This window comes from Mucilaginibacter sp. RCC_168 (genome assembly GCF_041355315.1).
GTDB lineage: Bacteria > Bacteroidota > Bacteroidia > Sphingobacteriales > Sphingobacteriaceae > Mucilaginibacter.
The window spans coordinates 24,566-37,384 of sequence record NZ_JBFUPN010000033.1 but is presented as its reverse complement, the minus strand read 5'-3'; the positions used below and the strand labels follow the sequence as shown (position 1 = coordinate 37,384).

Genomic DNA, 12,819 nt, shown 5'->3' with positions numbered 1-12,819 from the left:
TAAGAGAGATGAAAACTATATTTTATAGCATAGCATTAAGTGTACTGGTTGCGGCAGGCAGCTCGTGCAAAAAGGTTGATAATTATGCCGCACCCGATGTAACTTTAAAAGGTGTGGTAACTGATGCCGTTACCGGTAAAAGTGTACAAACCGAGCAGGGCTCGGGCACCAGGATCAAACTGATGGAAATAAGCTGGAGCAGCAACCCTACGCCTTTTTATATATCCTCGTTTCAGGATGGAACCTATAATAATACCAAACTGTTCGCCGGTAAAAACGTGATCTCGGCCGAAGGTCCTTTTGTACCGTTAGTGCAGGTGGATAATAACGGCAAAACTATTGTAGATAAAAGCCAGACAGTTGATGTGAAGGACGTAACTACAGTAAACTTTTCGGTAGAACCATTTTTAAGGATTGATTGGGTTGGCGACCCGGTTGTTAACGCCGATGGCACCATAACCATCAGCTTTAAAATTACCCGCGGCACCACTGATCCAAACTTTCAGCAGGATATAAGTGATATAGCGGTATTTGTTAATTCAAACAAATACGTGGGCAACAATAACTATGATAATCGTTATACCCCAAAGCTCAGCAGCTCAGATGCCAGTACTTCGGTAGGGAAAACTTTAAGTGTTACTACTATTGGTGGTCCGCTACCGGGAAAACGCGAATACTTTATACGGGTAGGCGCAAGGATCTCATACGGGTTAAATTATTATAATTATACCGATGTTAAAACGGTTACTGTTCCTTAAATTAAACACATAATATAGGGAGACACATGTAATGTGTCTCTACAAAAAATGGCGTAGAGACGCATCACATGCGTCTCCTCCCTATATTACAAATGCAAATAATATACCAATGAAAAACATTCTACTTTCCTGTTGCCTGATGGCATTATCATTCACGGGCTATGCACAAAAACTGTCGGAGAAAACGGCTTTCCAGACGAGCAGTCCCTGGATCCCCGAGATCGATGTACGGTCGGATATTGCCATTGTTTATGGTGCTAATGACCGTCCAGGTTTAACCTTTGAGCAGCGCGTGCAATCATGGCGCGACCATGGCTACCAGGTAAATTTTATGACCGGCATAGCCTGGGGCGACTATAAAGATTATTTTTTAGGAAAGTGGGATGGAAAAAATCACCTCGGCGTAGGCCAGGTAACCATGAAAGGCGATACCATCTTCCATGGAAGGGACATGCCTTATGTAGTGCCCGACGCCTCATTCATTGAGTATATGAAAACCGCGGTGGTAAAAAAAGTGATCAACGCGGGTATCACCAATATCTTTTTAGAGGAGCCCGAGTTTTGGGCACGTGCGGGTTATAGCACGGGTTTTAAAGAACAATGGCAAAAATATTATGGCTTCCCCTGGAAACCGCAGGATGCTTCGGCCGAGAATACTTACCTGTCGAGCAAGTTGAAATACCACCTGTATTTTGAAACCATCAAAGAGGTATCCAACTATGCCAAGGCCTATGGTAAAAGCAAAGGGTTAAATATTAAAGTATTTATCGCTACCCACTCGCTGGTGAATTATTCATCATGGCAAATTGTAAGTCCGGAGGCCAGCCTGGCTTCGCTGCCGGGTATCGATGGTTATATCGCACAGGTATGGACAGGCACTGCCCGTGAACCAACTTTTTTTAATGGCCTGCGTAAAGAACGGGTGTTCGAGAACGCTTTCCTGGAATACGGTTCGGTGGTTTCCATGACCGCGCCAACCGGTCGCAAGGTATTTTTTCTGACAGACCCCATTGAAGACTGGCCTCGCGACTGGAGTGATTACAAACGCAATTATCAGGCTACCTTCACCGCCAAACTATTATACCCCATGGTAGCCGATTACGAGGTGATGCCATGGCCCGAGCGTATCTACACCCATCCGTACAAAGTTGCTGGTACCGACCAAAAGACATTGATCCCGCAGTTTTATTCTACCCAGATGCAGATCATGGTGAACGCTTTAAACAGTATGCCGGCATCTACCAACAAAGTATCGGGTGTAAATGGTATTGGTGTGCTGATGAGTAATACGTTAATGTTCCAGCGTTTCCCAACGCATAATGGTTTTGAAGATCCGCAGTTCTCTAACTTTTACGGGCAAACCCTGCCCTTATTAAAACGGGGCGTACCGGTACAAACCGTGCACATGGAAAACCTGGAATATCCGGCATCGCTAAAAGAGATCAAAGTGTTGGTGATGAGTTATTCCAACATGAAGCCGGTGTCGCCAGCGGTGCATACTTACCTGGCTAACTGGGTGAAGCAAGGTGGGGTTTTGATTTATTGCGGCAGAGATGATGATCCATACCAAACAGTAATGGAATGGTGGGATACCAAAGGGAACAAATTTACCGCTCCATCGCAGCATCTGTTTAAACTGTTGGGTGTTAATCCGACAAAGGATGAGCAAAAGTTTAAAGTAGGCAAAGGCGCGGTTTATGTGTTGAGGCAAAATCCTAAAGAGTACGTGCTGGAAGCCGGAAAAGATGATAACTACATCAGTACCGTAAAACAAGCCTATGAGCAAAAAGCCAAAGCCGGGGAGCTGACATTTAAGAACAGCCTGTACCTGGAACGTGGTCCGTATGATGTAGTATCGGTAATGGATGAAAATGCCGACGGCAAACCCTACACCATCAAAGGCCCGGTGATCGATCTGTTCGATCCGCAATTGCCGGTACTGGCTGAGAAGGTGGTGAACCCCGGCGAGCAGTCCTTATTATATGTGGTTGATCGTGTGCCTGATAAAAAATTGCCGCAGGTACTGGCTTCTGCATCAAGAATTTATAATGAGAACAGGCAGGGCAACATTTATTCGTTTGTAGCTAAAAGTCCGGCCAAAACATTAAACAGTGTACGTGTGCTGTTACCTGCACAACCCAAAGAAACCAAGGTAACCGATAGCACAGGCCAGAATATCAGCGATGTAAAAACATCATGGGATGCATCGTCAAATACCCTTTACCTTGGTTTTGGCAATAGTCCGGATGGTATTAAGGTTGATTTAAAATGGTAAGAAAATAATTAACCAATTATCTATAAACCTCAATTACACACCTATGAAGAAGAACGCCATGATGATCAAAAGCATGCTTATCCTGCTGGTATTTGCGTCTTGCCAAAAGAACAATAATACCTCGGCCGACAAACAACAAAAAGACAGCGTACAAAAAGTAGCTGCCGCCCCTCCATCGGATGCGCCGAGGGCCGCCCTGCGCAGTATTATCGAAAACGTAACTACAGCCGATGGTAAAATTTACGGCGCCAAGGATAATACAGGCAAAACCATGGATTGCCTCAAGATCATTGCCAACCCATCGGGTGGGTATATCGGTGTTTATCATACCATGATCAACGGTACATTCAAAACCAATGTGGCCTCATCAACCGATCTGCTGCACTGGACCTGGATCCGCGAACTTGCCGGTAGTAACACTGGCGGAGCGTCGCAGCCTGCCATTGCCGCTACCTCAACCGGTGGTTTTGTAATGGTATGGGAGCAGGAACCCAACAATCACTTAAAATTCAGCTATTTTAACAGCTGGGCCGACCTGCAGAACGGCGCTGTAGCCAAGTCATTTGAAGCGCCGCATACTTTATCAACCTGTGCAGAGGGTACACCTAATATTTACTCGGCCAGCAGTACTTCTGTTGATGTGGGTTTTCATTACTGGTCCAATTGCGATGTTGACCGCCAGGCACGTGGTACCACCACCTGGACATCGTGGAGCGCCAGTGCCCAACCACAAATTGATAATGCCATTTTGTACTGGGGTGTGCATGGTAATATCGGTGACCGCGACGGCTACCTGAAATTTCAGAACTTTAACTTTGGTTTGATCGAAGGACAAGGCACTAAAGGTGATTTTGGTACCTGGCGCTGTTACCTGTATGATTACCAAACCGGCAATGCCGATCAGCTGAACATCCATACGGATGGTGGCAGTCAGGCATTTGCCAATCCAACCATTACGGCCTTAACTGTTGGTGGGCAAGCCGCGTTGGTTATTACCCAGTTTATCCCGTCGGAGCTGTCTGCAAGCGGCGAAGCCGGGGAATTGATCTATTACAAGAAATTGTAAGCCGCTGATTTTTAATAGTTATGATATCATTTTTACACAGCGCCCAACTTAGCGGGCGTTGTGTATTCATATTTTACCCGCATAAATACATAGTATATTGTTACATATAATCCGCCCGGCTCTATCAAAAAATATCATCGTACAACTATAAAATATTGAATTCTGCCCGTATATTGCATGGCCCGATTAATCGATTTAGCGATGTTGATATAAGCCCATCTAAAAATTAATAATGAAAAAATTATTCTTATTGGCGTTTGCCTTTTTTCCAGTAGCAGCTATTGCGCAGCAAACTACCCCGCCTGTTACTCCTGTTGATTATATAAACCCTTTAATGGGGACCTCATCAAACCCGGCGCTTTCCAATGGGAATACCTACCCAGCAGTAGCGTTGCCTTGGGGTATGAATTTCTGGACCCCGCAAACCGGTAAAATGGGCGACGGCTGGCAGTATACCTATGATGCTACCAAAATACGGGGCTTTAAACAAACACACCAACCATCGCCATGGATGAACGATTATGGTATGTTTTCCATATTCCCGGAAACCGGCAAACTTAAACTAAGCGATATGCAGCGTGGCAGCTGGTTCTCGCACAAAGCCGAGATCACCAAGCCTTATTATTATAGCGTATACCTGGCCGACTATGATGTAACTACCGAACTTACACCCACAGAACGCGCGGCTAATTTCCGGTTCACTTTTCCAAAAAGCGACAGTTCGCATATCGTGATCGACGCTTTTGATAAAGGATCGTACGTGAAAATTATCCCCGGCGAACAAAAGATCATCGGTTACAGCACTAAAAACAGTGGTGCCGTGCCGGCGAATTTTAAAAACTACTTTGTTATTTATATAGATAAGCCTTTTGAAGGGGCATCAACCTGGCACGATAACCAAAAAGATGGCTCGTTGGAATACACCGGCGATCATGCCGGCGCGGTGATCAGCTTTAAAACAAAAAAAAGCGAACAGGTACACCTTCGCGTGGCATCATCTTATATCAGCACAGAACAGGCCGAACTTAACCTGAAGCGCGAAATAGGTACCGACAGCTTTGATATTACCTGCCAAAAAGGGAAAGATGTATGGAACAAAACCCTCAGCCGCTTAACGCCTGAAGGTGGCACTATCGACCAAACCCGTACTTTTTACTCCAGTCTTTATCGCATGCTTTTCTTTCCTAACCGGATGTATGAGGTTGACGCTAAAGGGCAAACAATTCATTACAGTCCTATCAATGGCAAAGTATTGCCGGGGTACTATTTCGCGGGTACCGGTTTCTGGGATACTTTCCGAGCACTTTATCCATTCCTCAACCTGGTTTATCCGTCGATGAATAAAGAAATGCAGGAAGGTTTGGTCAATTCCTACAAAGAAGGCGGCTGGCTGCCCGAGTGGTCGAGCCCGGGTTATGCCGATTGTATGATCGGTAACAACTCCGCATCGGTAGTAGCCGAAGCCTATTTAAAAGGTTTGCGCGGATATGATATCAATTCCCTGTACGAGGCATTAAAACATGGCGCCAATAATGAAGGCCCGAATGCTACCGGTCGTAGGGGAGTGGAGTATTACAACACCCTGGGTTATGTGCCTTATGATGTAAAGATCAATGAAAACGCTGCCCGTACACTGGAATATGCTTATGATGATTTTGCTATATACAAGCTGGGTAAAGCCCTGGGCAAACCCGCATCGGAAACCGATATTTACAAAAAACGCAGCCAAAACTATCGCAACCTGTTTGATCCATCCACCAAACTAATGCGCGGTAAAAATAAGGATGGTTCGTTCGAAACCCCTTTTAATCCTTTTAAATGGGGCGATGCCTTTACCGAAGGTAACAGCTGGCATTATACCTGGGGCGTGTTTCATGATATACAAGGGCTGATCAACCTGGTTGGTGGTAAACAACAATTTGTGGCCAAACTGGATTCTGTATTTACGCTGCCTCCTGTTTTTGATGATAGTTATTACGGTACCGTGATCCACGAGATCCGTGAAATGCAGATCGCCAATATGGGCCAGTATGCACATGGTAACCAGCCTATACAGCATATGATATACTTATATAACTATGCGGGCGAGCCCTGGAAAACCCAATACTGGGCACGTGAAACTATGAACAAATTGTACAAAGCTACGCCCGATGGTTATTGCGGCGATGAGGATAACGGACAAACATCGGCCTGGTATGTGTTTTCGGCTATGGGTTTTTACCCGGTAACCCCTGCCAGTGATCAGTATGTTTTAGGCGCACCATTGTTTAAAAAACTTACCGTAAAGCTGGAGAATGGCAAAACCATCACCATCAACGCCCCAAAAAACAATGCTGATAATAAATACGTGAACAGCTTAATCGTAAACGGCAAACCTTATGATTTAAACTGGCTAAGCCATAAAGCTCTGTTAGGCGGAGCCGAGCTGAACTTTGATATGTCGGCCACACCAAATAAACAACGAGGTATTAAAGCCGAAGATGTACCTTACTCTATGTCGAACGAGAAGTAGGGGAGGGGGTATAAGTAATAATCCAACGCGTCATTGCGAGGTACGAAGCAATCCCCGATTAGCAGAGCCACTCTGTATAGTATAGAGATTGCTTCGTACCTCGCAATGACGTGTGTTTTTTTATATATCAGAAGATTACCAACTGCCCACCGCAAACCGCCCACTCAATCACCACTATTCTTTTGATAAGCCAGCCACACATAAAACGGTATGCCGCCCATCAGCAATAAAAAACCATAATAAACGGCTTCTTTACCCGTGCCGGCGATGGTCCAAAGTGCGTAGCCAAAGGCTAAAATGGCCAGTATTATGGCACCTGTTAAGCCATCAACCTGTTTTTGCTTTACCCGGATAATTAAATATGAGGCTGCCGAAAGCAGGTAAGGGATCAGGATAGATAATAAAGACAACAGCAATAAAAAACGAAATTGCTCTACCAGTCCTTTGGTATAATTCATGCTCATAAAAAGTGATACCATTACACTGCTCACCAAAATGCCTACATAAGGCACTCCCTTTTTATTCTTACGGGCAAAAGCGGCGGGGAATAGTTTGTCGCTGGCAATGGCAAAGGGCATCTGGCCCTGTAATAATGTCCAGCCGTTCAATGAGCCAAAGGCGGCAATGGCTATACCGGCGCTCACCCAGTAACGGGCATTGCTGCCATATATCACTACTGCGGCATCGGCAAAGGGGGTAACCGAATGTTTTAAAGCTTCTGCGGGGATAATACCGATCACACTAAAACTGCTCAGCACATAAACCAATGTGGCGATCATTAAGCCCAGCAAAGTAGCCCGGGGAATGGTTTTCTCAGGGTTGGCCACGCTGCCGGCGGGTACTGTAGCGCTTTCAATACCAATAAAGGCAAACATGGTCATGGTGGCTGTAGCTGTTAAAGCCCCGTAAACAGAAGTGCCACTGCCGTTAAATGGCGAAAAATTTTTGCCCTGTATAAAAAATAAGCCGCCAATAGCCACCAGTATCAACGGTGTTACTTTTAATATAGTAGTCACCAGCTGAACCTTGCCGCCGGTTACCACGCCGCGGGTATTAATATACGTAAGCAGCCATATAGTACATAAACCGGTAGCTACGGCAGTAATGGCACTGGAAGCAAGCACCGGGAAAAAAGTACTCAGCGCGCTTACAAAGGATATGGTGATCGCCGCGTTGGCGCAAGCTACAGCCAGGTAATATCCCCAGGCCACCAGAAAACCGGCAAAATCGCCCAGTCCGTTGCGGGTATAAGCATATGGGCCACCCGTAGCATGCGGTAATAGCTTACTTAGGTTACTGAAAACTTTGGCCAAAAAGTAAGAACCCACCGCCGAAAATACCCAGCCCAATAAACCGATACTACCGTATGAGGCCATAGCGGCGGGCATTAAAAATACGCCCGCGCCAATCATATTGCCAACCACCAGGGAGGTGCTGGTCCATAAACCCAATTTATTTTTTTCGGAGGATGATGCAGGCATAGTTGTCAATAATTTTTTGCGAAGATAAGATAGCATATTTATGGGATACCGGAAATCGCTTTTTAAAATCCTTCAGTCAATAGGCTTCTTTTATTTTTTTAAAAAGATATGCATGTTTATAAAAATAAGATTAAATTAAACATTTCAAGCCTAATATCCTTTTAACAGGATACATCTATTATACATCAACCTTTGCCGTACATGAAAAACCGTTTTGTTTTATTCATAGTAGCTATTGCCGCGTTTTTTATCATCAGTTTTACCATTACAGGAAATAAGGACACATTACCCATCGCCGATAAAAACAATGGGGGCTTGTTTTTACCCGGCCATTTTAAGGCGGTAGTGGTGGTGGATAGCCTGGCCGGGCGTGCCCGTCATTTGGCGGTTAATGACAATGGCGATGTATATGTAAAACTCCGTTTTCCTGACTCCATTGGGGGCAACGTAGCCATGCGGGATACCAACTATGATGGTAAGGCCGATATCATCAAAAAATTCGCGGATTATGAAGATAAGGGGAGTTATGGCACAGCGATGCGTGTACATAAAGGATATCTTTATTTCAGTTCGGAGATCAATGTATACCGGATGAAGCTCGACCCTAATACATTGGTGCCCAATGGAAAGCCGGAATTGATCGTACATGATATACACCCGCCGCAGGAGCATGACGCCAAACCACTTGCTTTTGATAACAAAGGACATATGTATGTTGCTTTTGGCGCACCATCCAATGCCTGCCAGGAGCAAAATCGCGTGCCCGGCTCCATGGGTATTAAAGGCTGCCCGCTGCTGAAAGAGTACGGCGGTATTTGGCGCTTTGATGAAGACAAACCCAATCAGTTACAGGCCGAAGGCACGCGCTATGCTACCGGACTGCGCAGTGTAGTGGCTATGGACTGGAATACGGCTGATAACTGTTTATATGTAGTAGCGCATGGTCGCGATGATCTCCGTTTGCAGTTTCCTAAATTGTTTACTCCCTGGCAAAGCGCGGTACTGCCTGCCGAAGAGTTTTTGAAAATTAAGGAAGGCACAGATGTGGGTTGGCCATATTATTATTACGATCCTATTAAAAAGAAGAAACTCTTAAACCCCGAATATGGCGGCGATGGCAAAAAAGCGGGTGATGGCGCCAAATATGCCCAGCCTATTATGGCTTTCGCGGCGCACTGGGCGCCAAACGATCTGTTGTTTTATACAGGTAACCAGTTCCCTGCAAGGTATAAAAACGGGGCATTCATCGCTTTTCATGGCTCAACCAACAGATCACCCTATCCACAGGCGGGTTTCTTTATTGGCTTTGTGCCTTTTAAAGGGGGAAAGCCGGCTGGTTCATGGGAGATTTTTGCCGATGGATTTGCCGGGCGTACGACCATAGCAAGCGTAAGTGATGCCGTTTATCGGCCTATGGGTATCTCACAGGGGCCCGATGGCTCTTTATATATCAGCGATACCGAGAAGGGTAGGGTATGGCGTATATTTTACCAGGGCGACAAAACCAAATTCACAACGGCTCAACTGGCAAAAATGGAATTGCGGAAAAAACTACCGAGCTTTAAAACCCCCGACGTAACGCGTAATAACCTGATGAGCGGGATGTTAACCGGCGGGGCCAAGCTGTACGCTACTTATTGCACCAATTGCCATCAGAAAAACGGTAAAGGGGATGGCAATCTTTTTCCGCCACTGAGCGGATCGGAATGGGTTACCGGGGGCAAATACATGGAAAAGGAAACGGCTATCCGGGTGCTGCTTAATGGGCTTGAAGGTCCTGTGAAGGTTAAAAATGTACCTTATAATAGTGTGATGCCCAAACATGATTTTCTGACCGATGATCAGATAGCCCAGGTGCTGACCTATATCCGCAACAATTTTGGAAACACCAGCAGTTTGGTCACCGCGTTAGAAGTAAAAAAAGTACGTGCAAGTTTAAAAGTAAAATGATTGCTTCAAATACGATGGGTTTAGTTGTTAACCTTTACTTTTAATGCCAGTACTTCGTTTTTGGGCTTTATAAAAACATCAACACTTAAACCACATTCGCGTAATAAGCGGGTATGATTGTATGATACCTGTTTATATAATTGCGGATCAAGATTCAGCAGTGCCTCGTTGTTTAAGATACTGGTATATATAAGCAGCTTTGACAATTTGTTCCCCGACTCGTCCGACACCTGGTTCAGGCAATTCAAATAGCCATTAATTGTTGAATAATCGTTATTAGCAATAGTGTTTTTAATTTTAAGCCCATAAAACAATGATTTCATGAAGGGCGTAAATAGATATTCTTCCCGTTTATAGGAAACCGAAATCTCATTGTTATTTTCCAGTAGGGTGGTTTGGTCCTCCAATAAATAATAAGCATCGGATTCAGCGATCTTTAAAAAGAAATTATAAGAGAACGATGCTTCGCCGCTGGTTTTGTCAATGGTATATAGGGTATTAACAAACCTTAATGTTTTATAAGGCTTACGGCAAATAAAAGTGGAGTAAGCAGCTAACAAGAAAATAAGATCATTCGCCTTTCTGTTATGTATAGTTTCGATTTGTTTGGGCGGATTGAAATAGAAACGGGTGATCTCGGCGAAAAAGTCTTTCCTGATCATGCCATATTTCAGGTACTGATAAATAGCATTAAGGCAATGCAGCGGGTTGATAGCGAATTGATGAAAATCATGCTGCGGGAAACTCTTTAATTTCGCCAGGTGATCTTCCAGTTGCTTCAAATCCAGCTGAAGTATGGCTATGGTAGCCAAAGCCGTGTAAGTAAGTACCTTTTTATGATCAGAAAGCTCAAATTTTAATAAGGTTAGCAGCGCTTTTTTATAATCGGTATTAATCAGCTCCAGTCCAAAAAAGTAGTAAAAAAGCCCATCGCTGCAATCCTGCTTAAAATAATTGGCTGTAGCTTCAGCGTTGGTGGACCCAAAGCAGACTCGCTGGAGCAAATCGCCTAAAAAAATGATCAGTTCCGATTTTTCTTTTGGGTTAAGGTTGGTTTGCGCCAAAAGCTCAAAGCTTTCCTGTTGCCCGTTTTTAACAGCATGTATCACACACCATTTAATAACAGGCAGCTTATGCTCACTATCATTAAACGCGTTATTGATCAGTTTGATCAGTTGCAGGTCGAACCGCTGATTGTTGTCTAAAAGCAGCTTGCGGGCTATGGTAAATTCCAGGAAATTATTGTTCCCGAACTGAACCATGGTTTTAAACTGAAAATCGCTGCTGGAGTTTATTTCCCGTAAAAAACCAATACTTAATAATTCGTTATAAGCATGGTTGTATTGTTTAAGCAAATCGTTGCATTTAAACTTATCCAGTTCATATACTCCAGCCTGAAAATCCATCTCATCAACCAGTGCTTTTAACAGCAGGATCTTTTCTGTGGCGTAATGGCCCAGATAAACCTTGTTGAGTATAAATATGGAAATGAGCTCATAAATACAAATGTGGTCAATATTGTTGAGCGAAAAGTTGTTCTTATTCTGTTTATAGTAGAATTGAAAATATAGGGGATGGTTGAAGCTATTAGCTACATCAATGGCAATCAGGTTCTGAACATCAGGGTTTATTTTGCGGCTCAGTTCTTTGATCTCCTGGATATTGAACAAAGGCACATTAGTGGTAAGGTCATGATCCGTTATAAAACCGGTGAACCAGTTTTTAAGACCAAATTCCATGTTGTGTTTGTTATTGATCCAATTGGCCGACCGCATGGTTAAAACCAGCTTAAACCATTCGTGCGATTGATAGAAGGAGAAAATATCCATCAGTTGGGTCAGCACCAGTTCAAACTGATCGTTCTTGAACATGTGTTCATCAAAGCCATCAATAATCAGGTAAAATTTGCCGTCGTTGCGTTTATTGATATCAAACAGCGCCTCAATATCTTCTTCATGTGAGTAGCCTAATAGAGCCAGCAGCCAGTCGTTCAGATCCCGTCCGCTTAAAAAAACGTTCATTAAGGCACTGCTGCTAAAAAACAGGATGATATCGTTACTGTCTGATTCTAATTTTTCATCTATCCAATGGCAAAGACCGATAGTTTTTCCATAGCCAGAGGGTGCAGCAAATACGGTTGCAGTGTAATCGCCCCTTAAAAATTCATCAAAATGATCATCGATAAATTTGCGGCGAATAGTTTGGCCGAAAGGGATACCTGAGCGGTTTTTTAAAGCCTGAAGCGTAAAGTGAGTGATCTTAGCGGCATTTTGGCTGAGGGTTTTCCAGTCAACATGTTCATTTAACGATTTTTCAGAAGGCACGCTTTCACGTTCGCAAAAATCATCCCAGCCCTCGTAGTCACAAAACTTTGCTAAAACATCAATAGTGAACAATGATGGTTTGAATTTGCTGTATGCAAAACCATATACCCTTTTCAATGTGGTTTCGCTTACGGTTAATTTTGTTTTTGAATATATTTGAAATGCAAGCGCCTTGCAATCTCCCGGAGTAATGCTTCTGATATTAGCGTTAGCAAGTACTCGGGATTTCAACGTTTCAAATTGAATTGGTGAAAAGGATATCATAGGCTCAAGCAATTAGGTTATCAGGTTTGTATTTTATATTACGCAATTAATCTGAATAGGTTGCTGTTATTTAAACAATTAATGTTCTTTCTATTATTATACGGGGGTAATATCAAATAATGTTGCAGTCATATTTTACCCAAATCATGGGTTTTTGACGTATTTGGCTGTGTTTACGAGAAATGTAGA

General features: G+C 43.8%; 7 protein-coding genes. 5 read left to right on the top strand and 2 right to left on the bottom strand.

Annotated elements, in window-relative coordinates; all coding sequences use genetic code 11:
* The first annotated feature begins 8 nt into the window (after positions 1–8).
* The 4 genes from AB6735_RS25520 to AB6735_RS25505 all read left to right on the top strand — a co-directional run bounded on the left by AB6735_RS25520 (position 9) and on the right by AB6735_RS25505 (position 6,611).
* Positions 9–758: a DUF3823 domain-containing protein gene (locus tag AB6735_RS25520; protein WP_370999024.1), complete on the top strand. Its 750-nt coding sequence runs from the start codon at positions 9–11 to the stop codon at positions 756–758.
* 109 nt (positions 759–867) lie between these two features.
* Complete coding sequence (locus AB6735_RS25515) at positions 868–3,033, top strand: hypothetical protein (protein WP_370999023.1); 2,166 nt, start codon at positions 868–870, stop codon at positions 3,031–3,033.
* A 43-nt stretch (positions 3,034–3,076) separates the two neighbouring features.
* Positions 3,077–4,099 carry a hypothetical protein gene (locus AB6735_RS25510; RefSeq protein ID WP_370999022.1) on the top strand — a complete coding sequence of 341 codons (1,023 nt, stop codon included), beginning with the start codon at positions 3,077–3,079 and terminating at the stop codon, positions 4,097–4,099.
* 232 nt (positions 4,100–4,331) lie between these two features.
* Positions 4,332–6,611, top strand: a complete 2,280-nt coding sequence (locus AB6735_RS25505; RefSeq protein ID WP_370999021.1) for a GH92 family glycosyl hydrolase — start codon at positions 4,332–4,334, stop codon at positions 6,609–6,611.
* Positions 6,612–6,775: 164 nt separating this feature from the next.
* Here AB6735_RS25505 and AB6735_RS25500 read toward each other — a convergent pair whose 3' ends face one another.
* Positions 6,776–8,092: an amino acid permease gene (locus AB6735_RS25500; protein WP_370999020.1), complete on the bottom strand. Its 1,317-nt coding sequence runs from the start codon at positions 8,090–8,092 to the stop codon at positions 6,776–6,778.
* 201 nt (positions 8,093–8,293) lie between these two features.
* Between AB6735_RS25500 and AB6735_RS25495 the strand changes: the two genes are divergently transcribed.
* Positions 8,294–10,042 carry a c-type cytochrome gene (locus AB6735_RS25495; protein WP_370999019.1) on the top strand — a complete coding sequence of 583 codons (1,749 nt, stop codon included), beginning with the start codon at positions 8,294–8,296 and terminating at the stop codon, positions 10,040–10,042.
* A 20-nt stretch (positions 10,043–10,062) separates the two neighbouring features.
* Here the strand turns inward: AB6735_RS25495 and AB6735_RS25490 are convergent, their stop codons facing one another.
* On the bottom strand, positions 10,063–12,597 hold the full coding sequence (locus tag AB6735_RS25490; RefSeq protein WP_370999018.1) for a hypothetical protein: 2,535 nt from the start codon (positions 12,595–12,597) through the stop codon (positions 10,063–10,065).
* Positions 12,598–12,819 lie beyond the last annotated feature (222 nt).